This window comes from Bacillus sp. JJ1533 (assembly GCF_036965045.1).
GTDB lineage: Bacteria > Bacillota > Bacilli > Bacillales > Bacillaceae_L > Ferdinandcohnia.
In genome coordinates this window covers 55,223-81,437 of record NZ_JBALOV010000023.1, presented here as the reverse complement: position 1 = coordinate 81,437, position 26,215 = coordinate 55,223, and the positions used below count along the sequence as shown (strand labels likewise).

Sequence of the window (26,215 nt, the reverse complement as noted above, 5' to 3'; positions counted from 1 at the left end):
ACAGCCTCTTTCTCACATACTTGGAGCAAGATTTGTCCCCTATTCTGTTTCATCACCCAATATTAAAAAACATCTCCTCAACCATTTCTTCGGTTTCCCTATTAACAAACAATCCACGAACGTTCACATCAGGTGGCATGAGAGGATGATTCCGGATCGTTTCGGCATTTTTTTGTACAAAGTCTTTGGCTGTATTGTTTCCTTCAAGCCAATCGCGCAAGCTCATACCAAGGAATTCCGGTTTACATGTTCTAAAAAGATACTCTAGTGTTTCAAGTTTATCCTGAGGGACAGAGGGACAGGTACATCGGTCCAGCTGGGACGACGTACCTGTCCCCTTGTCCCCAACGACAAATATTTCTTCGACTTTTTCCTCGTATACAGTTATAATGATTTCCCTCATGACTTCGCCAAAGGGATGTAAAACTTCGCGTCCATTGCTATTCATCAAGATGATATCCTCTGGGTTGAGGTTTTTCACATATTTGGTTAAATAGTCTGCTTGGTAGTTTGCTTCAGTTAAAAATAGCAATTTCCTTTTCTCTTCTGAATACAATGCACTCACCCCGTTAATTTAATTGACTTTCCAAGTCAGCCAAAAGTTTAAAAACTATGACCCGTTCCCCTGTATTTGTACTAAGATCCGTATAAAAACTTATGACATCCTGGCCTGTGATTGTGTGAATGATACTTTTTAATTCTTCAACACCCGACTCTACCAAGCTATTTCGATTTTGTTTTACAGCTAAGAGTCCACGCTTTTCCTCACAAAGCGAATACTCAGCAGGGGTTAAAATACCACGCAGGACGACAATAATCATATCCCGCAAAATATCTGATTTAACCGACACTGAGCCACGTCCAAGATAACTTTTTTCCCAATGTGTTAATTCTTTGCTAATTTCAGCTTCGATTGCCCCTTTTGATTTCTCCATCGTCTTTCTTTCCTTCTTTCAATGTAAAATTAATGGTTATGACCAACTCTCCCAGTGACCTTCTGGATCAATAGATGCAAGACGTATCCAACCGTTTTGAACCTTTTGACGGAAAAGCGGATCAAGCTCAAGCAGCCTTTCCACGTTTTTCTTTGGAGCTTGGATGACCACCAATAATCTTAATGGTTTATGGTAGATCTCATTATCTGACTTCATCACTGACTGCCATGGAAGACCCGTTAATAAGTCGCTCGCATTTCCCTGCATGACCCCAATTCCCGCTGTGACGGTTTGTGTCGTTTTACTCCCACTTCCATAATAATGGGGAGCAACAGTGGATGCATAGTACTGCAGGTTGATCCACTGACTAACGGTTGCTGGACCCGCTATAATGTTGGCAAGCAACTCACCATTCTTATCTTTTTCCCAAGAATAGTTATGGAGAAAAACTTCTCCACCTAAGTTACACTTTTTCGTAAGCTCGCGTTCCCCGATAATAAATGCTGCATTTCGTGCAAGTCCCCACTCAGGACGCACCTCACTCCAATCATCTGCAAAACGTGCTGCTTCTTTACTTGGATTATTATACGTTGAAGTGATAGTTGGCAAATGCTGCATCCGCTCTTCATTCGCCTCATAACTCACCTTTGGAAGGAGTTTTTCAACATGCCCAAATGACTTTTTCGCAGCCACTGAAAGCTCAGGAACATAAACCCAATGTAGCTCGTCAAGAGATGTAATATGTTCGCAAGCCACAAATACGGTATCATCCGGAATATGTATTCCTTTCTCGGCGAGATTTTTCCTTACTGTTGGAAGATTACATAATGCAGCAAGCACCCTCGCGTTGAATTCACCGGATGCTCCTCCACATGCCCCACAGTCAAGTGCCGAAGCGTATGGATTATTTATACTGCGGCTCCCATGACCACAAATCGCCACTAAAGGAGCAAAATAATCAGTAAGCCCCATCATTCTTAAAGCCTGCTCTACATAATAGACTTTCTCTTCTTCAGAAAACCCAACCGGTAGCTCTGACTCGACAGAATGCACATGGTCTAGCGTAAGTTTAGTAGCAGGCTGACGAAGCCAGTTTTTGCGAACCTTGCGAAAAGCTGAATTTGTACTCCTTGGAATAAAGCTAAAAACCACCGTTTGCAATCCGAGCCATGGTCCGCTAATTTCCGGCAATACAAGACTAGAAAATAAATTATGTTTCATTCTCTGGAAAGTCGAACCAAGGGAATGAGCCGCATGTACACGTTGCCCATATTGTTTTAATTCTGACTCCGGTAAAGATTCCATAACCTTAAGCAACGGTTTGTTCATAACAGGCAACGATTGATGACTATGGTTGCTGCAAATCTTTTTTGTTTCTATCGGTAATCCAAAAAATCCAGCTGTACCAAATGTCTGAAAAGGACCAAGTTCTTCAAGTTTACGACGGAAAGGCTCAGAGCGCACATCAATACAAAAGACGAATTGGGCTTGTATTTGCTCTTCATTTTTATCGGATTGACTCGAATTTACTGACACCATGTTCATTAATTGATGCTCATAGGTTTTTTCCCATGCTTCCATCAAGAGACGCTGACGAGTCGTTTTATCAAAGTTAAAACCTAGTATGATACGTGATTTCAGTTCCTGTAGAGGCAGGCTGTTCCATTCACGTTCTGATAGATTGCTATACCGAACACATGTGGAAATTAAGGATTCTTGATCTTCATTGTTTTGCTCTGTTAATGGCAAATAGGATTGGACGAAGACCCATTCCATAGAAAGTCGGACAGCTAAATAATCGATGAGCAGGTTCGTATCCTTAGCTGATTGCTGTGAACGCCAAAGCATCATTCCTGCCCAACCAGGCATTGCAAGTAAATGGGCTTCTAGATACTCTTGTACATCTAGATAAGGTATGTCCAGTCTCGTTAATACTTCCTTTAACGCAGAATCTGCATCACTAGGCAACTCATCTAATTGCCTGCGAACATTGGGATTCAGCGCTGGATCCAGCTTAACAAGCTTTCGCCATGCATGATAAAAACCATCTTCACGATATGGCATAGACCAAGCACCCTGTGACTCGTCTAAAAATAATTTACACCACTTAATGGTATGAGAGTTTAGCTCCATAGCTACTGTCTTATTACCTAACTGCTCTAAGCGCTGACTCAAAGTTCGGACAGAATGACCTTTTTTCATTTTAAATTTGAATGTACCAACTTTATTTAAGAGTCTCTTTAATTCCGATTTCTCCAAATAATTTGTAGAGGCTTCATTTAAGAGAATGGCTCTGCAGTATTGCTCAGCAGCCTCCCTTGATAAGTCAAAAGATTGTGTATCTAACCATTTTTTAAGCACTGCTTCTAAAAATTCAAGGTTTATTTCTCCTCGATTCAGAGCATCCTGTAACATGTTTTCACTTGGATAAATATCTACATCACAAATATTTTTTAGACGGCGGGCAACTTCTTCAAATGATCGTTGTTCTAAGCCTGCCCAAGGACTGCGAGCTGCAAACGTATGAATAGGGCCGAGCGGTGCAATCACTTTACTTGCCGCTTCCACTACATCATTCAAATCAAGATGAAAAGCATCGAATTCTTTTTCCAAGTAAAGATTTTTAGCTAATGTGGTATTCATCATGCATTCCCCCCTTAAAATGTAACTTTGTTAAATAGGTAGGATGGCTATCAATTGATTCACGCCGAGGTTCGCTCCATTTTACAAGCCTAAGATAAATAAATGCATATACTTTTGAAGATGGGTGACGAACCGACCATGCACCTATCACACTTCCAGTTACCAAGATCACTAGAAAGAGAATGGCCGCTAGTATCGGCGGCTGCCCTCCGGTTTGAAACATTTTATCCAATAAATCAACAAAAACAGAATGGATAAGGACAAATACCATCCCTGCTACTAGAAACATAGAAAACCCTACGAAACGCCCTATATGACCAAACCCAAAAGCTATAAGGTGCTTCCAAGCGTAGAATACGGACCACCCAATAATAACAGCACTAATTAACTGATATGACTCCCCATAAGAGGTCAACCAATAACAAATTCCAGCGAATATTCCCAAAGCGCCTCCAGGAATTGTCCAGAATAAAGACGGCTGTTGAGACGAACGAGAGACGTCCTCATTATGATGAACTGCACTACCTGCCTGCAAGAAAAGGGTAGCTTTAAATATTCCATGTAAGACAGCATGAATAATAGCTGCCCAGTAAGCGCCTAACGCACACTGAATCAGCATAAAAGCCATCTGGGCAATCGTAGAGCCAACAAGCTGTCGTTTATAATCCACTTGAACTAACATCATCCCAGTTCCGATTAATACGGAAAAACTAGCAAAGATAAGGAGGACAATCTGTGCTGGATTGCCACTAAAAAGTGGGGCAAAACGTGAGAAAATCATCCCCCCTGCATTCACAATCCCCGCATGCATAACAGCGGAAATTGGCGTTGGGGCAACCACAGAATCTATTAGCCAACGCTGGAATGGCCATTGCGCTGCTGGAATCACGACCGCAACAATGAGGAGCAAGTTGATTCCGGTTCTCTCCCACGAATCAAACTGATTCATGCTATCTTCAGTAAAAATGAGAGATAATTGCCAATATCCTGTGGCCTGTGCGACCCAAAGAATCGCAATTAACAAGAAAAGCCAACTAATGGCAAATTGCTTTCCGGACATCTTTGCAGCATTTCTAGTCACCTGCCAGTCTCTTCTTAATCCGATAAGTAGCGTCAACCCAAGAAGTGTAATGCCCCAGAAAATTACTAACAATCGAAGATCATCACTTAGCCAAGCAAGTGAGTCAGCGACTGTGGTGAGTGTCAATAATGCAAAATATTTTCGATACGAACGATCACCTAGTAAGTAACGAACTGAAAAGCGTTGGACAATCAATCCAATTGTAAGTACAAATGCCGCCAAAAGCCATGACAGAGAGTCAAAGCGCCAGGGTCCAACAATTATGCTACCACGATTAAAGATAAGCGCGATTATGGCCAAAATTGGAGGTAAGGAGATGATGCCAATGTGAATCCGAACATAAGCCAAAGGAACCTTTTTATGTAAAAAAACGAAGGCACTTAGTAACGAAAGTGCTAGTAATATGAAAAATCCCGATTGTAGTATAAAAAAATTTAGCATCTCGCTTCTCCCCCTTGCGACTTTTTATGAAAAACAAAAAAACCGACAATTTCAATGTTCAATGGCACCAAGACCATTAAACGCTGAAAATTGTCGGTTTACTTATAAACGAACCTATTGGTTTTTTTACAGTCTACCGTCTTTATCTTATTCTGAACCGTTCAACTTGCTATTTTATTAGATTCACTTTTTCATATAATCAATAAAAAATGTATTAACTCTATGCTAAAGCAATCTATTTATTAGATATTGAACAAGCATTAATTTGTGTAATACATTTTACTATTTCGTCAATATTTCTGTCAAGCAGTTTTAATTTCAACTTTCAGAATCACCTTTAAACTGGGCCTAAGAAGGCCCAGTCAAATTGCTTTCCAGCAAGTTTATGTTTGGAACTATAATAACTTGTGCAATATTGGATTACATTATTTTTGAAGTCGTATCTCCACTCTTTAGTACAAACCTCTGATTGAGTATGGCATTTAATTTTTCAGAGCTTAGTAGCATTGCCGCTACAAAAAGAACGATACAGATTGGTAAGATACCTATCGTTGAGTGTGATGCAATATAGCCTAGGAGTGGTGGCATGACTGTAGTGCCTGTATAAGCTATTGCCATTTGATACCCCATGATAGTTTGAGAATGTTTTTTCCCAAAACGTGTTGGTGTTTCATGCAACATACACGGAAATATCGGTGCTAATCCTAGTCCAATAATAATAAAACCGACTAGTGAGAAAATGGATGGTAATGGTAAAAATAAAAGTACAGCACCTGTTAAAGCGATGATTTGCCCCGCTCGAATCAACGTACGGTTAGTCATTCTAAAGGTAACAAAGCCTGTTATCAATCGACCAATGGTAATTCCAGCATAATATAAGGAGATCCACTTCGCAGAAGTTGCTGCAGTTACCCCTTTTACGTTTACCAAGAAACTGCTTCCCCAAAGCCCAACTGTTGATTCAACCGCACAATAAAACAAGAAAGAGGCGAGCGCCAATTTAACACCTTTAATTTGCAAAGGTTTTACATCATTCGTCATTACATCACTTGAAACAGCTTCGACTGATTCCAGCTCTTCATTTGTAGTCTTATTGTTATTTTTATTCACTTTCTTCCATAAAGGCAAAGTAATTAGAAGGATAATCACTAACGCAAACTGAATGCCAGAAATAGTAAAATATCCATTTCTCCACAAATTTCCGGCCACGATAAACTTTGCCATAATGATTGGACCTAAAGTAGCTCCGACTCCCCAAAAACAATGTAACCAACTCATATGATGTGCCTTATAATGAGTAGCTACATAATCGTTTAATCCTGAATCAACTGCTCCTGCGCCTAATCCCAACGGAATTGCGCATACAACAAGCCAACCAACCGATGGAGCAAACTGAAATCCTAACAAAGCACAAGCGGTCATTAAGACACTGACAAATGTGACTTTTCCAGTCCCAAACCGCCTTAGGACCTTTCCACTCACTAAACTGGAGATGATTGTACCACCAGCAATAGTCATAAAAAGGACTCCTGCTGTCTCAAGTGGTGCCCCTAAATCCGGCTGCATGACAGGCCACGCTGCCCCTAATAATGAATCGGGCAGACCTAGGCTGATAAAAGCCAAATAGATAATGATTAAAAGGAGTGTTGTCATCGTTGTCCCTCACCTTTACTAATGGTTTGTTTTACAGATTCGCTCATCATCAGGTCAATTCCAAGACCTTGTAACCCGTATAAATAATCCCGTTTCCAATCGCTTATCGTAAGCTCTGGAAGATGCTCTGAAGGGATATACTTTGTACTAACGTTGGCAATTTTGTTTAGAGTTACTTTTTCGATTTCATCATTGCAAAAAATGATGGCATGAGGATTGATGATTGCTACAAATGATGCAATTAACCTGCTAATCGCATCAATTTGATTATCATAGATTAGTTGTTTCTTAGCCCCACTTTCAGCTTCCAATATCTGACCGAAATTTTGCTGATCATACAGAGGGACAAATGAAACCTCTCCTGTGAAAAAAGTACTTCCCCGTACGACATCTCCATTTATCAGAATTCCAGCACCTGCACCATTATGCCCAGAGTACAAATAGATAAGAGATTGCTGGTCCCTAATTCCTCGATTATTGTGATATCCGAGAACAGCCGCATTCATATCGTTCTCTACGATGACAGATATAGCAAAACGTTCCTCATAATATCTTTTCATATCAAAGTTTTGGAACTGATCGTATCCTGGTATATAAAAAATCCGACCATTCTCGACTGCCCCAGGAACACCGATTGCCAATGAGCTAATCTTCGGGTATTTTGTCTTAATCTTTTCAATACAAGTTGTCAAAAGGTTTAAACCATCATCTACTAATACACTTGGGGCTATACCTTGTTCCTTTACTTCTCCCATACAATTAAAAATTGTATATTGGGTCTCTGTCTTTTCTAAGAAAATGGCAAGGCCCAACTTATACTCTGGATTATATGTATATCTTTTCGCCCTTCTCCCACCACTCGAATCGTCTAGACCGACGGAAAGTATCTCACCTTCATTTTCCATCTGTGACAGAAACTTACTGATTGTAGGGAAACTAATTCCTAAACGGTCGCTAAGCTCTACTTTCGTTGCACTACCTTGATCTAGGAGACATTTGCGAATTCTAAAAAGAATCGCCTTCTTCATCGTTTTTGGACTGTTATCCATTGTCGATTTCCTCTTTCTACCAAGCTTTTTAAAGCTGTTTAATAAGTATACAACAAAACTTATTAAACAGCTTAAATAAGTCAAATAATAATGACAATATATCAAAAATAATCGGGGGAAGCAACCCAAGGATGATTATAGAACCCCATGGGTTTTATAGCCTAGCCAAGCGTTCATACACATCTTTTAAAGTATAGCAGCCCTCATTCCGAAGTTTCTTAATATAAAACTGCCACAGCTCTGCTGTCATGATTGCATCCCCTAAAGCATGATGTCGATTTCGAATTTCTAGTCCCGATAAGGTGCAATAATCATCTAGACTAACAATATTTTTATCTGGAACAACTATGTTAAATACTAATGATGTATCAACAATTCGATGTTTATATGGTTTTTTGAATGCTTTCCAATGGGCGTGCTGCAGAAACTTCTTTTCATGACTTGCATGGTGCGCCACAAGGGTATCACTTTGAACAAATCGATAAAAACTCATAAGTACCTCAGACAAGGCTGGAGCAATTTGTAAATCTGATTCTTCCAACCCAGTTAAGCTTTTAATATCAGGAGAAAGGCTTCCGTTATTGTGAACAAGTGAATAAAATGTTTCCCTATCATTCTTCTGGCCGTTTTTTACTTTTACTGCACCAATGGAAAGAATTTGATCGCCTCGTTCAGGAAAAAAGCCCGTCGTTTCAAAATCAAAAATAACAACATCTAGTTCATGGAGGGGAATATATAAGCTTTTTTCTGTCTCCAGTTCCTTTTCCAAATTTCTTAAAAATGCAAGATTCTTTGGATCCGATTTGCCGATCAAGGGGGTATATATAGTTGAGGTAATTTTGCCATGAAACTGTCTGATGAATTGAAACAAAGGGTTATCTTTCATTCTTTATCGCCCCTTGTACAATAATCCCTGTAAACCTTTGAAGCTTCTCTACATCATTCAATATGTGCTTCAACTCAAGTTTTTCTAGCTTATTTAGTCTTTTGATATTAAGGTAGTGTCCAGCTTCATAGCTATTTGAATCATCATGTAGTAAACGGTAGTGCATGAGTTTCTTAAAATTAGAATGATGGGAATCCATTGTATTCTTGTATGTTTCATGTAGACAAAGTGCTTCCATTCGAGCTAATGTGGATGTTAATTCAATTTTTTCTATGATTGCGAGTAAGCGAATTGAATTGACATAAGGAAAAATAGCCGTGGATTTAAGATCAATATATCCAGTAAACGGACCAGACGGAATAGTCAAAAATTGATTAAACAAACCAATTCCCTTTACAGTGTGTCTTGTATTTTCAAATAATCGTGCCAAAACAGTAGGCTGCTCGAGAATTGTTTGATACATGATATGTTTTAATGATTGCACGCTTTTTGTGTCTCCAACAACCACTCTTGCATCATAAAAAATTAATAAGTACCTTAAAGACTTCCACGTATCTTCATTCATCCATTTTTTCAATTGACTTTCCCAGTCTCTTTTCGATCGACACCACATTGGGTTGGAGCTCATTACGTCCCCTTCGCATTGAGGATAACCGATATAATCCAAAGCTGAAACAAGCATCTTTCCAAAAACAGAAAAATATAATACCGCAACTTCACTTTCCTCTTCATATATGATGCCATGGTCCTGATCACTAATTACGGCCTGTTCACATCTTCCCGCACTTCCCATCACAAACCAGGAAAATTCACAAGGAGGGGGTCCATTTTCTTTAGCCATTTCTTTTATTGTAATTTCAAAAACAGTTTTTAGGACATAATCATGTGAAGAATGTAACTGATTTTTGCTTTTTTGATGTGTAAACACATTGGCATGATGCCACTTTTTTATAGATAGATATGGTTCAAGGAACCCTTGCATGTTTGTACACATCCTTTACTGTCTTTGAAATTTTAATAAGAATAAGGTGGGGGGGTGGCCCCGCCTTATTGAAAAAGCACTAAAATCATTTACTCTTTTAATGGCTGGGAGGATAATACATTCGTTAAGACGACTGTTTTGGTTTCCATATTTGGAAATGCTTCAGGATACCCATAACTTCCATGTTCACTTAAATCCAGTCCAATTAATTCTTGCTCTTCGGTTACCCTGAGCCCATTCAATACTTTTTTCATGACAAGTATTAGACCATAGGAAACACCAAATGCATAGGCTGCTGAAACTGCAATTCCCATTGCTTGAACTCCAAGTTGCTCGAAACCTCCACCATAAAATAGTCCCGCTTGCCCTACTGTTGCCAATTCCGGAGTGGCGAAAAAGCCCGTTGATAAGGTACCCCATACACCAGCAATTCCATGAACGGAAAGAGCGAAAATCGGATCGTCAATTTTTCGTTTTTCAAAAAATCTAGCACTAAAGAAAACCATAATCCCCGCTACAAATCCAATGACTACCGATGCCCACGTTTCTACGAACGCACATGATGCTGTAATAGCGACAAGTCCAGCTAATGTTCCATTTAACATTGTCGGGATATCAGATTTACCTAATACTACCCATGAGATAAGTAATGCACTAATCGCTCCAGCTGCTGCAGCTAATGCAGTATTCAAAGCAACAAAGGCAAAGAATCCATCCTCTACTCCTAACGTACTGCCTGCATTAAATCCAAACCATCCGATAAATAGAATTAAGACTCCCAAAGCCGTGTAAACCTGATTATGTCCACTTAAATTATTGGCAGTGCCATCCGAGTTATATTTGCCAATTCTCGGTTTTAATAGAATAGTAGCAGCTAGCGCTGCCATTGCGCCTGTTAAATGAACGACCGTAGATCCTGCAAAGTCTTGTTTTCCATGCTCTGCTAACCAACCGCCGCCCCAAATCCAATGAGCGATTACCGGATAGACAAGTGCTGAAAAAAGGACCGCAAATACAAGATAAACAGAAAGCTTTGCTCTTTCCGCAAAACCACCAAAAGCAATCGCTAAAGAGATTCCTGCAAAAGCAAGCTGGAATACAAAGAAAGCAGTTGTTGAATAAGGGCTTCCTTCTACCTCAATACCCGAATAAAAGAAGTCTGACATGCCAACAAGCAAGTTTGCATTTTCACCAAAAATAAAGCCGTAGCCTACTGCCCAAAAAACAAGTGAGGCAATTCCAAATGAGAAGATGGTTTTTCCAGCAATATGACCTGCATTTTTCATTCGAGTCGATCCTGTTTCTAGTAATATGAATCCACCTTGCATGAAAATGACTAAAATTGCGCCTAACATAATCCATACACTGTTCAAGTAAAACAAATTATCCATTCTGATTTCCTCCCTTTTTATCTTTTTTATATGTAGCAGGGGACTAGCCCCTGGAACACTTTTAGTTGTCTACAATGTTAATCTGATAGTGTTCAAGCCAGGTGTTGATTTGAGAGAGATGGGCGATAAGCTGTGGACCGGTCATAAGCTGGCCAAACCAAGGGACTTTGATAGAAGAGCCATCTGAATCGATGATGTCTTTTACTTTTTGCTTTGAAATGAGTTCTAATATGGGTGAAGATTTATCGTCAATGATGCTTTTTAACTTAGTCTTGACTCGTTTCATATATGCGGGATCATGAGTTTTCGGATACGGGCTCTTTTTGCGGTATAGAACATCATTTGGAAGAATGCCTTCTAGCGCTTTTCGTAAAATTCCCTTTTCGCGGCCATTTAACATTTTCATGTCCCAAGGGATGTTCCAGGCATATTCAACAATGCGATGGTCAGCAAATGGAACGCGTACTTCTAAGCTAGCCCCCATACTCATCCGATCTTTTCGTTCCAATAGCGTTGACATAAACCAAGTCATATTCAGATAGAACATTTCACGTCGGCGCGCTTCAACCGGCTCCTCTCCCTCTAATTGAGGAACTTCAGCAATCGTCTCGTGATATCGTTCCCTTACATATTCTTTTAAATCGAGTTTCTTTTGCCAATGTGGAAGCAATAGCTGCTGCCTTTCCTCTTGTGACCTCATCCAAGGAAATCCATTTGCATGTAAAATATCGTCTCGATAGAACCATGGATAGCCGCCAAAGATTTCATCTGCACATTCTCCGGATAAAGCAACGGTATAATTTTGTTTAATTTGTTCACTAAACCAAAGTAGTGATGAATCAACATCCGCCATTCCAGGCAAATCTCGCATCAATACAGCCTTATCCAAGTAATCTACTAATTTCTCATTATCAATAACAACTGCATGATGATTCGTTTTTAAATATTGCTCCATTTTTTCAATCCACGGTGCATCCTCATCTGGCTGAAAGGAATTTGCTTTAAAATACTGGGAATTTTGTTCATAATCAATCGAGTACGTGTGTAGTTGCCCCCGTCCTTCCTGATTAAAATAATCTGCTGCAATGGCACTAATCGCACTCGAGTCAATTCCACCAGATAAGAAAGTACAAACAGGAACATCAGCAACCAGCTGGCGTTGGACGGCATCCTTTACTAGAAAAGCAATCTGTTCGACTGTTTCATCAAGAGAATGACGATGTTCCCTGCTTTCTACATTCCAATAACGCCATTGTTTAGAACCATTTTTATTAATTATCAAAGCATGGGCTGGGCGAAGTTCATGAATACCTCGAAATACACCATGACCTGGCGTTCGAGATGGACCTAAGCCGAATATTTCCTTTAGACCCTCCTGATCAACCTCAGCCTTTATCCTTGGGTGTGCCAGGATAGCCTTGATTTCGGATCCAAATAGAAGTGATCCATTTTCTTGATGGTAAAAAAGAGGTTTCACACCAAGACGATCCCTTGCAATATATAGCTGTTCTTTACCTTGATCCCAAACAGCGAAGGCGAAAATACCATTTAAATGCTCGACACATTTTTCTTCCCATTCGATATAGGCTGTGAGCAGTACTTCCGTATCGGAGTATGATTGAAAAGAGTACCCTCTTTTCAATAACTCCTTCCGAATATCTTCGGTATTATATAGCTCTCCATTATAAACAATCCTAAAAATACGCCCGTTTTTTTCCTTTACCATTGGCTGAGTACCACCAACAGGGTCCACAACGGTGAGACGTGAATGTCCAAGTGAAATTTGATGTGAACTCCAAACATTTAAAGCATCTGGACCTCGCCTAGATAAGGTGTCTGCCATTTTTTCGATGACAGATATTTGTTGTGTTAAATCACGATGCCAATCTACCCAACCTACTATTCCGCACACTTAACATCACTCTTCCTTTAGAGTTGTTCAAAAAGTCCGGTGAAAATGACACATCGGTAGATGAACTTCGACTAAATACCGACACTTCCTGTGTCGAACGTCGAAGTCACCACATCCTGTGAAAGCGCGTTAGCTTGCTTTTGAAGTTCCTCACGTATTTACTGCATACGCTCCGGTACGCGGGAGCTGCGCCTTGAACTTTCAACGCACAGGATGTGCTAGTGCCGGCAGACATAAGGACGTGGCGTTTTTAGCCGGAGCGGTCCTTTTCATCCTCCTTTTTGAACACGTATTTTATGATTTCTCTCAGATACGATTGCCTTAATACTGAGTCATATATTGGTCACGTTCCCAAGGGTGAACTTGTGTTCTAAACATATCCCACTCGATTTCTTTTGCTTCGACGAAATGTTCGAACAAGTGACTTCCTAGCGCATTCGTGACCACTTCATTTGTCTTTAGTAATTCAAGCGCATGTGCCAATGTGGCTGGCAGATCGGTAATGCCAAATTCTTCACGTTGCTCTTTCGACATCACATAAATATTTCGGTCAACCGGTTCTGGAGCTATTACATTATTTTTGACGCCATCTAGTCCTGCAGCTAGTAAGACTGCCATTGCTAGATATGGGTTTGCAGAAGGGTCCACACTACGAACCTCGACACGCGTGCTTAAGCCGCGTGAAGCTGGAATTCGGATTAGTGGGCTTCTGTTTCTTGCAGACCACGCTACATAACATGGTGCCTCATATCCTGGGACTAACCTTTTGTAGGAGTTAACTGTTGGATTCGTAATCGCTGTGAAACTTGGTGCATGCTTTAATATTCCTGCCAAGAAGCTTCTTGCTGTGTCACTCATTTCCAATTGCCCGTTTGGATCATAAAAAGCATTTTCTCCACCTTTGAATAAACTTAGATTACAGTGCATCCCCGAACCATTTATCCCGAATAATGGTTTTGGCATAAAGGTCGCTAACAAACCATGTTTACGAGCAATTGTTTTTACAACTAGCTTAAAGGTTTGAATATCATCACAAGCTTTTAAAGCTGATTGGTATTTAAAATCGATTTCATGTTGGCCAGGTGCTACCTCGTGATGAGAAGCCTCAATTTCAAAGCCCATTTCTTCTAATTCCAATACAATGTCACGTCTGCAGTTTTCCCCTAAGTCTGTTGGCGCAAGGTCGAAATAGCCGCCGTGATCATTCAATTCGAGCGTTGGTTCACCCTTCTCGTCAAGTTTGAATAAGAAAAATTCAGGTTCAGGACCAACATTGAAATTAGTGAACCCAAGCTCCTCCATTTCCTTTAAAATCCTTTTCAGATTATTACGGGGATCTCCTTCAAACGGAGTTCCATCTGGATGATAAATATCACAGATGAATCGAGCTACCTTCCCTTTTTCTGCTGTCCAAGGGAAAATAACGAATGTATCTAAGTCAGGATATAAATACATATCAGATTCTTCAATTCGTACAAATCCCTCAATGGATGAACCATCAAACATCATTTTATTGTCTAATGCTTTCTCTAACTGGCTCACTGGAATTTCAACATTTTTAATCGTTCCAAATAAATCCGTAAATTGTAAGCGAATGTACCGTACATTGTGTTCTTTAACCAGTTCCATTACTTTCTCTCTATTCATCTCTTTGCACTCCCTTTTATATTTCTAATTAAGAACAGAACGTTCCATTTCGAACTCTCCATGACATATATAAGCAGCTTCTCCTCTTTTCCAAACATGACCCTGTTCATCCCACCTTATGGTCAAATCTCCTCCAGGAAGATGAACCGTTATTGGCTCAAACTTAGCAAGCAGTTGATTCATTGTCGCGGCAACTACTGCGGCACAGGCACCTGTACCACAAGCCATGGTAATTCCTGATCCTCTTTCCCACACCCGGTAATCAATCTCCTGAGAACCTTTAATTTGTACGATTCCGACGTTTACCCGATCTGGGAAAAGACTGGCATGTTCTATCACAGGTCCTATTTTTTCTAAAAGAACGGCGTGAACCTCATCAACAAAAATGATTGCATGTGGATTGCCCATCGAGACGCAGGTCAGATAATACTCCTCTTCACCAAAAGTATGGGGTTCGTTAATTGCTGCACTAAAAGGATCACCTACCATAGGAATCATTCCTTTTAATAGCTTTGGTTCACCCATATCCACCTTCACGTATTGAACAGATTGTTTATTATCCAGCTCCACCTCAACGCTGACTACACCGCCCAACGTTTCAATTGTGAAGCGAGGATGGGTTGCATACATATGATCGAACAAAAACTTAGCAACACAGCGGAGGCCATTCCCGCAATTCTTTGCCTCAGAACCATCTTCATTAAAAATCCTCATCTTAAAATCAGCAATCTGTGAAGCACAAATGAGGATGATACCATCAGAACCAATGCCAAAGTTTACGTCGGAAACCTTTCTTGAAAGCTCAGAATATTTCTGTTCCTCTAGGACATTATTCGGGTCGTCCAATTGGTTAAAAATCACATAATTATTGCCCAACCCATGCATTTTAGTAAAATTCATCTGCTTTCCCCCCCTTAAAAGATGAATTTGGAGCTACTAAGCCTTGCTTTTATTTCATCAAATACTCGCTGTTCAGCCTCTAATCCATCAGCCTGAAAGGTAACCGAGAATCGTACATATGGGCCGGCATCATCCCATGGAACAGTCGAAATCAAATGCTCATTAATTAAATAGTGACTAAACTCTTCAGCCGACTGAAATAGTGGGCCGTTTTCGACTCCTTGTGGAATCTTTGTATATAAGAAAAAGGAGCCTTTTGGTTTGTTTGCACGAAATCCACACTCTTGTAAAATGGCTGATAAACGTTCATGGCGCCGTGAATATTTCGCTGCCGTTTGTTTCGTGATTTCAGGGTGCGATAAAGCATAGGCTGCGGCTTTTTGAATCGGAATAAATTGACCCGAATCATAATTATCCTTAACGGCTGCAAACCCAGAGACGAGTTTTGCGTTCCCAGCAACGAAACCAATGCGCCAGCCTGTCATATTGAACGATTTTGATAAAGAATGCAGCTCGATCCCAACCTCTTTTGCCCCAGGTACAGATAAGAAACTAAGCGGTTTTTCGCCATCAAATACAAGCGCAGCATAAGCTGCATCATGGATCACGATTAGTTCATGTTTCTTCGCAAAATGGACAACCTCTTCAAAGAACTCCTTAGTCGCGACTGCACCTGTGGGATTATTTGGATAGTTTAAATAGAGTAATTTAGACTTTTCCAAAACGCTATTAGATAATGAATCTAGTTTTGGAAGAAAGGCGTTTTCTTCCAAAAGCGGCAGATGTACGACTTTCCCACCCAGGTATTTCGTATGTGTGCCTAAAATTGGATAGTTTGGCGACGGCATAATTGTCATATCACCTTGATTGATAAATGCTGTTGGCAGCATAGCCAATGCTGATTTTGAACCAATGGCATGATTGATTTCCGTTTCAGGGTCAAGACCATCTACTCCAAATACTTCTTTCATATACTCAGCTGCAGCTTGCTTAAATTCTAGTATTCCATTATCCGAATAAAAGCGATTTTCTGCCTTTCCTGCTTCTTCTGCCAATTTTCTAACGACCCTATCATCTGCCATTGAATCTGGTTCACCGACCCCAAGATCGATCAAGGTCTTCCCTGGGTTTCTTTGTAACGCATCTCGTTTTGTTCTTTTGATTTTTTCAAATTTATAGATTTCATTCTTTAGGCCAAATTGTGACCCACCTATTCTTTCTGCAAATAGTTGCTGTAAATAATCAATATCCAACATACAGTTTCCCCCATATCTTTAAGCCAACTTCCTCATGATGTAATCATGACATTCAATTGCAGCTTCTTTTCCTTCCTGAATCGCCCAAACAATCAAACTTGCACCCATTCTAGCATCACCAGCAGTAAAAACACCCTCTTCATGTGTGTGATAGTTACCCTGGTTTACTGCAATCGTAGAACGGTTATTCACTGTTATCTTGCTATCATTGAACATGTCTGTTTCAGGGCCTTCAAAGCCGATAGCTAGTAAAACCAATTGTGCTGGCCAGACTTTTTCCGTTCCAGGAATCACTTCTCTTACTTTTTTTCCTTCTTCGCTTAAAATTGTTTTAACCTGTGCACTTTTGACTCCAGATACCCTTCCACCTTCATCGCTAGTAACTTCAATTGTTGTTGTAGCAAACTCTCTTGGGTCATGACCGAATACACTAGCAGCCTCTTCCTGACCCGTATCCACTTTGTGAATAATCGGATATTGCGGCCACGGGTTGTCTTCAGCACGCTCATTTGGACGAACTGGATAAATATCAAACTGAACAAGACTGTTACAATTCTGTCTTATCGCAGTGGAAACACAGTCTGTGGCTGTATCTCCCCCTCCAATGACGATGACATCTTTCCCTTCTGCGGAGATAAAATTTCCATCTTCAAAATGAGAATCAAGCAGGCTTTTGGTATTTTCATGTAAGTAATCCATTGCAAAGTGAATGCCGTCAAACTCTCTTCCCGGAACGCTTATATCCCGGGGGCGAGTTGAACCAATACAAAGCACTACCGCATCATTTTCTGAACGCAATTGCTCCATTGATAGTTGTTTTCCAATTTCCGTATTCGAAACAAAGTGGATGCCCTCTTCTTGCATCAATTTAATTCTGCGATCTACAATATATTGCTCGATTTTCATTTTAGGAATTCCGTATGTTAGCAAACCGCCAAATCGATCAGCACGTTCATAAACCGTTACCGTATGTCCCTGTTGATTTAACATGGTTGCGCATGAGAGTCCGGCAGGTCCGGAACCGATAATAGCCACTTTTTTACCCGTCCGATGTGCGGGTAATTGAGGCTTAACCCATCCTTCTTCAAATGCTCTATCAATAATGGCTCGTTCAATGTTTTTAATAGTGACTGAATCATTGGCAAGTGAGGCGACACACCCTCCCTCACATGGCGCCGGACAAGCACGGCCAGTAAATTCCGGGAAAGGATTCGTCATACTTAAACGCTCGTATGCCTCCTTCCAGTTTCCTTTATAAACAAGATCATTCCATTCTGGAATTAAGTTATAAAGTGGACATCCTGTCGTCATTCCCGCTAGCTGACTGCCATTTTGACAAAAGGGTACAGCGCAATCCATACAGCGTGAAGCCTGCGTGCGCAACACATTTTCAGAAGGCAGCTGAGCAATTTCTTTCCAGTCTTTTACCCTTTCTAACGGGTCACGATAGAGTACTGAACTCCTTTCATGGTCAATGAACCCTGATATGTTTCCCATCTATCTAACCCCCACTCTAAATTTCAACTATATTGTAAATGTCGTTTTGTTTGGATTCAGCAAGTATTCTTTTATATTCTTTTGGAATAACCCGCACGAAACGAGGTACGAAGAGGTCCCATTTTTTTAAGATTTCTGATGCAATCCCACTTTTTGTATACAGAAAGTGTTGTTTGATTTGTCCTTTAATAAAGTTCATTTCTTCTCGATCTTGCAAAGATTCAATGATAACCAGCTCTTGGTTACATAGTTTATCGAAAGTTCCGACTTCTCGAACTAGAACATATGCAATTCCACCTGACATTCCTGCAGCAAAGTTTTGGCCTACTTCTCCAAGGATGATTGCACTGCCTCCTGTCATATACTCACAACCATGGTCGCCGATTCCTTCGACAACTACATGGGCACCGCTATTTCGCACACAAAATCTTTCCCCGGCCTTCCCTCGGACATATGCTGCTCCACTTGTGGCTCCATAAAAAGCTGTATTTCCAATAAGGATGTTTTGTTCAGCTAAGAAGGTTGATTTGGTTGAAGGATAGATGGCGATTTTCCCACCTGATAAACCTTTTCCTACGTAATCATTGGCGTCTCCCTCTAAAGTCAGCGTCATCCCATTCGGTATAAACGCGCCAAAGCTCTGACCTGCCGAACCTTTAAAATGAAGTTTTATCGCATCCTCTTTTAGACCTACCTCTCCGTATCTCCTCGAAATTACACTCCCGAGGAGAGTTCCAACAGAACGATTCATATTGCGAATAGGGAGTACTGCACGAGTTGGCTGCCCATTTTTCAACCCTTGAAGATATAAAGGAAGTAGTTCTTTACTGTCCAATGTTTGATTAATTTCATGATCCTGCTCTTCTTTAGGTAGTTTATCCTCGGGATAATCATATAAAATTGGCGCTAAATCAAGCTTTTGAGCCTTCCAATGAGTTGATTTAGCCTGTTTCAATAAATCGGTTCGTCCAATCATTTCGTCCATCGTTCTAAACCCTAATTGAGCCATATATTCGCGAATTTCTTGAGCAAAGAAATGCATTAGATGAACCACATGGTCCGCTGTGCCAAGCATATTCTTCCGAAGGAGTGGATTTTGAGTGGCGATTCCAACTGGACATGTATCCAAATGACAAACTCTCATCATGATGCAACCAAGAGAAACTAGTGGTAATGTTGAAAATCCATATTCTTCAGCACCAAGAAGTGCCGCTATGACCACATCTCGGCCACTCATCATTTTTCCGTCTGTTTCCAATGTCACTTTATGTCTTAAGCCATTCAGCTTTAATGTTTGTTGCGTTTCTGCTAGCCCTAACTCCCAAGGCATTCCAGCGTGTTTGATACTCGAACGGGAAGCTGCTCCAGTCCCGCCATCATACCCACTAATTAAAATGACATCCGCTTTTGCCTTTGCTACACCTGCAGCAATCGTTCCAACACCCGATTCTGATACAAGTTTCACATTGATTCGCGCTCTAGGATTTGCATTCTTTACGTCATAAATCAGTTGGGCTAGGTCTTCAATCGAATAAATATCATGATGAGGCGGTGGTGATATCAGTTCAATTCCTGGGGTTGATCCCCTTGTTTTTGCGACATCAGGGGTTACTTTATGGCCTGCTAATTGTCCACCTTCACCAGGTTTAGCTCCTTGGGCCATTTTAATTTGGATTTCGTCACTATTCACGAGATAATGGCTTGTAACCCCAAATCTCCCTGATGCCACTTGCTTAATTTTGCTGCATTTTGAATCCCCATTTTCCATTGATATGAATCGCTCTGAATCCTCTCCACCTTCACCACTATTGCTTTTTCCACCAATTCGATTCATCGCAATTGCTATCGCTTCATGAGCCTCTTTGCTTATCGAGCCGAATGACATTGCCCCTGTTTTAAACCTTTTAAAGATCGACTCTATTTGTTCAACTTCCTCGATTGGCACTGGCTTTCTTTTACAATCAAACTCTAGTAATCCACGAAGAGTTGTCTGCTGACTGATTTCTTCATGTAATAGACTGCTATATTGCTTGTATATTTCGTACTTTCCTGTACGCACAGCATGTTGTAATAAATGAATGGTTTTCGGCTGGAAAAGATGTGTCTCTCCTCCATAACGCCATTGGAATTCTGACCCCGTTGTTACGACTGTATCTTGCGACTGGAATGCAGCCTCGTGGCGCAAACGAACTTCTGTTGCAATATCCTCTATTGTCAGTCCACTGAGTTTGGAAGATGTATTTGGAAAGTAACGATCAATCACTTCATGACTAATTCCTAAAGCCTCGAAGATTTGTGCACCTATATAACTTTGAACTGTTGAAATGCCCATTTTGGACATGATTTTCATGATTCCTTTTGTGACTGATTTCACATAATTTCTGGATGCATCCTCGATGGATAGACCTTCAACCAATAAAGGAAGAGATTCATAGACGAGATAGGGGTAAATCGCATTCGCTCCGTATCCAAGCAGAGTCGCAAAATGGTGGACTTCTCTTGGTTCACCTGAATCTACTAGTAAGCTAACCTTACTTCTGTTGCCGGTTTGAATTAAATGATGGTGAACGGCGGATACAGCAAGTAATGAAGGGATAGCCGCATACTGTTTATTGACATTTCGGTCACTGAGGACGAGAATATTGGTCCCAGATTCAACTTCTTTATCCACCCTCTTAATCACTTCATCTATTGCTGTTCTCAAATTTCCTTGAACCGGGAATAAGGTTGAAATAATGGCTGTTGACCAGTCTTTTGTTTGTAAACTGCTAATTTTCCTCATCTCTGATTCTAATAAAATCGGTGTTCTCAAACTTATTTTTTTATATTCCTTTTGTGTAGGTTGAAGTAAATTACCGCTTGAGCCTAACATGACTGCTAATGAAGTCACATATTCTTCTCGAATTGCATCTATCGGGGGGTTTGTAACCTGAGCAAATTTCTGCTTAAAATAATTAAATAAAAGTTGAGGTGTACTGGATAATACGGCTAAAGGAGCATCATAGCCCATTGAACCAATGGGCTCATGACCATCCATGATCATCGGTTTTAAAACCTTCTCCCTTTCTTCATTTGTGTAGCCAAAGATTGCCTGTCTGCGAAGAGTTTCCTCTTCTGATCTTTCCTCTGTGTGAGCCATGTCTTGGGCAATCCTTTCCAGAGGAACGATCGTTTCTCCTACAAGTTGCTGATAAGGTCTTTGTGATATGACCATTTGTTTGACTTCTTCATCAGCAATTAAACGTTTATGTTCAAGATCTATTAAAAGCATTTGTCCTGGTTTCAACCGATCTTTGCAAATGATTTTTTCTTCTGGGATGTCAACAACCCCCACTTCTGATGAAACGCAGACAAGGTCATCCTCCGTTACAATGATTCGTGCGGGTCTTAACCCGTTTCGATCGAGACATGCTCCAATTTGTTTTCCATCTGTAAACGCCATTGCTGCCGGTCCATCCCACGGCTCCATCAAACTGCTATGAAACTGATAGAATGCCTTTTTTTGTTCATCCATTACTTTATTTTTTTCCCATGGTTCTGGAATCATCATCATCATCGCTTGTGGCAATGACCATCCTGACAGAACAAGAAATTCTAATGCATTATCAAACATCGCTGAATCACTACCGTCACTGTCAACAACAGGGAGCAAGCTTTCAACATCTTCCAGTACGTCTGATTTAAATGAAGCTTCTCTAGCTTTCATCCAATTTACATTTGCGTTTATTGTATTGATTTCACCATTATGCATCACAAAACGATTTGGCTGAGCCCTTTGCCAGCTTGGAAAGGTATTGGTACTAAAGCGATTGTGGACCATCGCCATAGCTGACTCATATAATTCACTGTTTAAATCCAAATAATATTCACTTAATTGCTCAGGTAGTAATAAGCCTTTATAGATAATCGTTCTCGACGAAAAACTGACAACATAATGCGGCTCAACCTTTGCAAACGCAGTACTTTTAAGCGCCTTTTCTATTTTTCTACGAACCTGATACAATTTTCTTTCAAACTTTATATCCCCAGGTTCATGAAAGGGAGATTTCACAAATAATTGACGTATCACGGGTTGTGTTTCTTTTGCCTGTTGATGTAGATTTTTATCATTTGTTGGGACATTCCTCCAACCGAACAACTCTAGTCCTTCCGTTTTCACACTATTTTCAATGATTTCTACACAGCGTTCCCTAGGACCCTTTTGCTGCGGAAGGAAGAACATTCCAACACCATAATACCCCGCATCCATTAAGGCTTTTCCCGCTCTCGCCCACTCCGTTCGGAATAACTCATGCGGGATTTGTGTTAGGAGCCCTGCTCCGTCCCCTAGCATATTATCAGCACCACGCCCACCCCGATGATCAAGGCGTTCAAGTGCAACTAATGCTTGAGATACAATCGCGTGTGTCCGTTTCCCATTTATATTTGCGAGCATCGCAATTCCACAGGCATCATGTTCGAATTGAGGATCATACATCCCTTGTTTATCTAGTGTCCATGTCCGATGCATATCATATCCTCCTCTATGTCTTTGTCTATTTTCTTAGTTTTAATGTTAATATTTTGAGTAGTTAATGTATTTGGAATATTTAACTGAAGATTTGCACTTTTTCGATAAAACGATAGACATACATTAATAATTACAAGGTAAACAACGTTCGTATTTACCGCCTTTTTCTTATTTTTCATACTATCATTGCCTTGTTTTTTTATATTTAGATGTTTTGTTGAATCATTTGGATTAATTTGTCGTGGAGAGTAAAAATTTCACACAATAAATAAGGTTGCTAGGGATTTTATCAAATCCTTAGCAACCTATCCTTGTTATGTTAAATTTTTCATCGTATTTCAGAGGGGTTTTTACCAGTGTATTGTTTAAATTGCCTGCTAAAAAAGTGCAAATCGTTATAGCCAAGGGCATAGGCCGTTTCCGTTACTGACATCCCGGTAAAATGGAGTAAATGCTCTGCACGTTTTATCCGAGAATACACAATATAAGATTTCACCGTATGCCCGATAATCTCTTTAAACTTTTGAGAAAAATACCGCTGAGAAAGATTGGCACGTTCAGATAAACTTTCAATCGAATGCGGTTCTCCAGGGTGTTGTTGAATATAATTAGCTATTTCACGAATCGTTTCTAATAAACTATTACTTGTACTACTCAGCACTTCTTTCTTTTCCCGTTCTTCTCTTAACAAATGGATCATTAATTGCTTCAAGATTAACTTTCCTTCAATTTCCGCACCATATGTGTTGACTAAAAACAGACGAACATATTGGGTTAACAGCGATTCAAAGCTAAATGCATTTTCAAGTATTCGATGTGAAGAGGGAATCATCCTAGGTGTTTCAACTTCAGCAATATCAAAATGAATATAAGTTAATACGAGGGGATTTTGCGGGTTATGGGTTGCTTCTGTTTCATCACCTGGTCTAAACAAAAAGCAATGGCCTTTCCCAACACGATAAGACTTTTTGTTAAGTATGACAGTCCCCTCACCACTCCAAACGTAGAATAAATCATAATTTGGCATGGGGTTCTCTCTTTTTCTCCACGTCCAATTTGGTTCACAATGTATGGTGGCTAATGCTGGTTTTAAAATAAAATCGTCTGGATTCAGATTAAGCATCTAACTCCCTCCCTCCAAGGATAACTACCTTATATTTTAATTGGAAAATGTCCGATGCAGCAACTTTGGAAGTCTATATTTAACGCATTTTAAAAATGCAGCGAATGTAAAAAAGGAAGCTCTAGATAGTAAAGCTTCCTTTTTGGATTAGTTTTGACGCCATGGGCTCCGAACAACATTTGTCTGATTTCTATCTGGACCAACGGAGAAAATGGACAAGGGTATACCTGTTAACTGAGAAACCCTTTCGATATACCTTCTTGCATTCTCTGGCAGTTCATCGAGTGATGTGCAGTCTGTTATGTCTTCTGTCCAGCCTGGAAGCTCTTCGTATACCGGTTCACATTCAGCTAAAACTTTTAAGCTTGCAGGGAACTCCTCTATCACTTGTCCATGATATCGATACGCAACACAAATTTTCAGCGACTCTATTCCTGTTAACACGTCAATCGAGTTCAGCGATAAGTCGGTTAAGCCACTTACACGACGTGCGTGGCGAACGACCACACTGTCAAACCAACCTACACGTCTTGCTCTACCTGTTGTTGTTCCATACTCACGGCCGACTTCCCGAATTTGCTGGCCAATGTCATTCGTAAGTTCGGTTGGAAATGGTCCGTCACCAACTCTTGTTGTGTATGCTTTACATACGCCAACGATATGAGTAATCTTACTCGGACCAACACCTGAACCGATTGTTACGCCACCTGCAACTGGGTTAGATGAAGTAACAAACGGATAGGTCCCTTGGTCAATATCAAGCATAACCCCTTGTGCGCCTTCAAAGAGGACACGGCGCCCGTCATCCAAAGCATCATTCAGGACGACAGAAGTATCACAGACATATTCTGCAATCAGTTGACCATATTCATAATACTCGTCAAGAATATCCCCGGGTTTAAATCCTTCAGTCTCATAAAGACGTTCAAAAATTCGATTTTTCTCTGCTAGATTACGTGTTACTTTTTCTTCAAAAACATCACGATCTAACAAATCGGCCATTCGAATTCCTATCCGTGCTGCTTTGTCCATATAAGCTGGTCCAATTCCTTTTTTCGTCGTGCCAATTTTGTTTTCACCTTTTGCCAGTTCTTCCACTTCGTCTAGTTTTATATGATATGGCAAAATAACATGGGCGCGATTTGAAATCCTCAAGTTATCGAGAGGCACTCCTTTGTCACGTAGATACTCCATCTCTTTTACAAGTGCCTTCGGATCGACGACCATACCATTGCCGATGACGCAGATTTTTTCCTTGTAAAAGATGCCTGATGGAATTAAATGCAGTTTATATGTTTCACCGTTAAATTTAATCGTGTGTCCCGCATTGTTTCCACCTTGATAGCGTGCAACCACTTCGGCATTTTCCGATAAAAAGTCTGTAATTTTTCCTTTTCCTTCGTCTCCCCATTGTGATCCAACTACAACAACTGATGACATTTCTCTATCGCACCTCCATTAGGTTTAACAAACATTTTTTTCCTTTTAGAGGTTCATTTTATCAGTAAAAACAAGAAGAAGTCAACAAAGTTACGAACATTATGTCAATATTTTTATGATTAGTTCGTGTTTTATTTACATTTCGGTGAAATATCTCCTCTGTTAGCAAATAAATTCGTTTTTTATAAAAAAGATTGGATCCACCTTGGAACCAATCTTGATCTTCTTTCGGGCATATCTTTTAATTTTTTAAATTTTCCCTCATAAGAGAGGCTACTCGTACACTATCCTGTAACTTTGAATTTTCCAAATGCTTAATAATGAGCTCTTGCCGTTCTACCGGATGATTTTGACTTAATTTAGCTTTTGCTTCAATTTTTGTGATGTTTATTTTGAATCCTACAATTCCTTTACTCATTCCCTCAATAAACTTGGGGTCTACATGACTTAAATGATATGGACTATCCGGATTTTCATATTTTTCTACCATATCATTTAAAGATTCAAATATAACCTTTTGATCTTTGATAATCTCCATCCTTCCATAAACATGGATCGCTACATAATTCCATGTAGGGACAGCCTTCATTGTTTCATACCAAGAAGGAGAAATATAACTATGTGGTCCTTGAAAAATCACAAGAACTTGTTGTTTTTCAACATCCTTCCATTGTTCATTTGGACGTGCGAAATGACCATATAAAGCATTTTCGCATTTTTTGAATGTTAGTGGAAGATGAGTAGCGTACGGTTCACCATGATGTTGAGAAAATAAAGTTGCAAAGCTATACTGTTCAATAAAATCATAAATCATCTCGTCATCATCAATTTTAAAATGCTTAGGGATATACATACTGATCCCACCTCCT

General features: G+C 40.1%; 18 protein-coding genes. All 18 read right to left on the bottom strand.

The window, feature by feature from the left end; all coding sequences use genetic code 11:
• Positions 1-52: 52 nt before the first annotated feature.
• Positions 53-556 carry a carbonic anhydrase gene (locus tag V7138_RS11690; protein WP_335397369.1) on the bottom strand — a complete coding sequence of 168 codons (504 nt, stop codon included), beginning with the start codon at positions 554-556 and terminating at the stop codon, positions 53-55.
• Positions 557-569: 13 nt separating this feature from the next.
• Positions 570-935: a DUF2294 domain-containing protein gene (locus V7138_RS11685; RefSeq protein ID WP_335397366.1), complete on the bottom strand. Its 366-nt coding sequence runs from the start codon at positions 933-935 to the stop codon at positions 570-572.
• A 36-nt stretch (positions 936-971) separates the two neighbouring features.
• Entirely contained in the window at positions 972-3,578 is a 2,607-nt protein-coding gene (locus V7138_RS11680; RefSeq protein WP_335397363.1) for a DUF2309 domain-containing protein, read from the bottom strand.
• Complete coding sequence (locus tag V7138_RS11675) at positions 3,559-5,100, bottom strand: NADH dehydrogenase subunit 5 (protein ID WP_335397360.1); 1,542 nt, start codon at positions 5,098-5,100, stop codon at positions 3,559-3,561. Before V7138_RS11675 ends, V7138_RS11680 begins: the two co-directional genes overlap by 20 nt.
• A gap of 420 nt (positions 5,101-5,520) precedes the next feature.
• Positions 5,521-6,753 (bottom strand): MFS transporter, encoded by a 1,233-nt coding sequence (locus tag V7138_RS11670; protein WP_335397357.1) that lies wholly within the window; start codon positions 6,751-6,753, stop codon positions 5,521-5,523.
• Positions 6,750-7,802: an ROK family transcriptional regulator gene (locus V7138_RS11665; RefSeq protein ID WP_335397354.1), complete on the bottom strand. Its 1,053-nt coding sequence runs from the start codon at positions 7,800-7,802 to the stop codon at positions 6,750-6,752. The genes V7138_RS11670 and V7138_RS11665 overlap by 4 nt, the downstream gene beginning before the upstream one ends.
• A gap of 154 nt (positions 7,803-7,956) precedes the next feature.
• A complete protein-coding gene (locus tag V7138_RS11660; RefSeq protein WP_335397351.1) occupies positions 7,957-8,688 on the bottom strand; it encodes an exonuclease domain-containing protein in 732 nt (243 codons plus the stop codon).
• Positions 8,678-9,670: a DUF294 nucleotidyltransferase-like domain-containing protein gene (locus V7138_RS11655; RefSeq protein ID WP_335397348.1), complete on the bottom strand. Its 993-nt coding sequence runs from the start codon at positions 9,668-9,670 to the stop codon at positions 8,678-8,680. Before V7138_RS11655 ends, V7138_RS11660 begins: the two co-directional genes overlap by 11 nt.
• Positions 9,671-9,759: 89 nt before the next feature.
• Positions 9,760-11,061, bottom strand: coding sequence for an ammonium transporter (locus tag V7138_RS11650; protein WP_335397345.1), 1,302 nt, complete (start codon positions 11,059-11,061; stop codon positions 9,760-9,762).
• A 61-nt stretch (positions 11,062-11,122) separates the two neighbouring features.
• Positions 11,123-12,973 (bottom strand): asparagine synthase (glutamine-hydrolyzing), encoded by a 1,851-nt coding sequence (gene asnB / locus V7138_RS11645; RefSeq protein WP_335397342.1) that lies wholly within the window; start codon positions 12,971-12,973, stop codon positions 11,123-11,125.
• A gap of 321 nt (positions 12,974-13,294) precedes the next feature.
• Positions 13,295-14,620 (bottom strand): type I glutamate--ammonia ligase, encoded by a 1,326-nt coding sequence (gene glnA / locus V7138_RS11640; protein ID WP_335397339.1) that lies wholly within the window; start codon positions 14,618-14,620, stop codon positions 13,295-13,297.
• Positions 14,621-14,644: 24 nt separating this feature from the next.
• Positions 14,645-15,520, bottom strand: a complete 876-nt coding sequence (gene dapF, locus V7138_RS11635) for a diaminopimelate epimerase (RefSeq protein WP_335397336.1) — start codon at positions 15,518-15,520, stop codon at positions 14,645-14,647.
• A gap of 14 nt (positions 15,521-15,534) precedes the next feature.
• Positions 15,535-16,776, bottom strand: coding sequence for an LL-diaminopimelate aminotransferase (locus tag V7138_RS11630; RefSeq protein ID WP_335397333.1), 1,242 nt, complete (start codon positions 16,774-16,776; stop codon positions 15,535-15,537).
• A gap of 18 nt (positions 16,777-16,794) precedes the next feature.
• Positions 16,795-18,273 (bottom strand): glutamate synthase subunit beta, encoded by a 1,479-nt coding sequence (locus V7138_RS11625; protein WP_335397329.1) that lies wholly within the window; start codon positions 18,271-18,273, stop codon positions 16,795-16,797.
• A 16-nt stretch (positions 18,274-18,289) separates the two neighbouring features.
• On the bottom strand, positions 18,290-22,783 hold the full coding sequence (gene gltB, locus V7138_RS11620) for a glutamate synthase large subunit (RefSeq protein WP_335397326.1): 4,494 nt from the start codon (positions 22,781-22,783) through the stop codon (positions 18,290-18,292).
• 328 nt (positions 22,784-23,111) lie between these two features.
• Entirely contained in the window at positions 23,112-23,906 is a 795-nt protein-coding gene (locus V7138_RS11615; protein ID WP_335397324.1) for an AraC family transcriptional regulator, read from the bottom strand.
• Between the two features lie 147 nt (positions 23,907-24,053).
• The gene (locus V7138_RS11610) at positions 24,054-25,346 is read right to left on the bottom strand and encodes an adenylosuccinate synthase (protein ID WP_335397321.1); all 1,293 of its coding nucleotides are present in this window, start codon (positions 25,344-25,346) and stop codon (positions 24,054-24,056) included.
• 241 nt (positions 25,347-25,587) lie between these two features.
• Positions 25,588-26,199 (bottom strand): FMN-binding negative transcriptional regulator, encoded by a 612-nt coding sequence (locus V7138_RS11605; protein ID WP_335397318.1) that lies wholly within the window; start codon positions 26,197-26,199, stop codon positions 25,588-25,590.
• Positions 26,200-26,215: the final 16 nt, after the last annotated feature.

Excerpts from the sequence above, each read along its gene's own strand:
- gltB (WP_335397326.1), bottom strand. The coding sequence starts at position 22,783 with ATGCATCGGACATGGACACTAGATAAACAAGGGATGTATGATCCTCAA.
- V7138_RS11685 (WP_335397366.1), bottom strand. The coding sequence starts at position 935 with ATGGAGAAATCAAAAGGGGCAATCGAAGCTGAAATTAGCAAAGAATTA.
- V7138_RS11605 (WP_335397318.1), bottom strand. The coding sequence starts at position 26,199 with ATGTATATCCCTAAGCATTTTAAAATTGATGATGACGAGATGATTTAT.
- V7138_RS11625 (WP_335397329.1), bottom strand. The coding sequence starts at position 18,273 with ATGGGAAACATATCAGGGTTCATTGACCATGAAAGGAGTTCAGTACTC.
- V7138_RS11655 (WP_335397348.1), bottom strand. The coding sequence starts at position 9,670 with ATGCAAGGGTTCCTTGAACCATATCTATCTATAAAAAAGTGGCATCAT.
- V7138_RS11615 (WP_335397324.1), bottom strand. The coding sequence starts at position 23,906 with ATGCTTAATCTGAATCCAGACGATTTTATTTTAAAACCAGCATTAGCC.
- V7138_RS11675 (WP_335397360.1), bottom strand. The coding sequence starts at position 5,100 with ATGCTAAATTTTTTTATACTACAATCGGGATTTTTCATATTACTAGCA.
- V7138_RS11630 (WP_335397333.1), bottom strand. The coding sequence starts at position 16,776 with ATGTTGGATATTGATTATTTACAGCAACTATTTGCAGAAAGAATAGGT.
- dapF (WP_335397336.1), bottom strand. The coding sequence starts at position 15,520 with ATGAATTTTACTAAAATGCATGGGTTGGGCAATAATTATGTGATTTTT.
- V7138_RS11650 (WP_335397345.1), bottom strand. The coding sequence starts at position 11,061 with ATGGATAATTTGTTTTACTTGAACAGTGTATGGATTATGTTAGGCGCA.
- V7138_RS11665 (WP_335397354.1), bottom strand. The coding sequence starts at position 7,802 with ATGGATAACAGTCCAAAAACGATGAAGAAGGCGATTCTTTTTAGAATT.
- glnA (WP_335397339.1), bottom strand. The coding sequence starts at position 14,620 with ATGAATAGAGAGAAAGTAATGGAACTGGTTAAAGAACACAATGTACGG.
- V7138_RS11660 (WP_335397351.1), bottom strand. The coding sequence starts at position 8,688 with ATGAAAGATAACCCTTTGTTTCAATTCATCAGACAGTTTCATGGCAAA.
- V7138_RS11680 (WP_335397363.1), bottom strand. The coding sequence starts at position 3,578 with ATGAATACCACATTAGCTAAAAATCTTTACTTGGAAAAAGAATTCGAT.
- V7138_RS11610 (WP_335397321.1), bottom strand. The coding sequence starts at position 25,346 with ATGTCATCAGTTGTTGTAGTTGGATCACAATGGGGAGACGAAGGAAAA.
- V7138_RS11670 (WP_335397357.1), bottom strand. The coding sequence starts at position 6,753 with ATGACAACACTCCTTTTAATCATTATCTATTTGGCTTTTATCAGCCTA.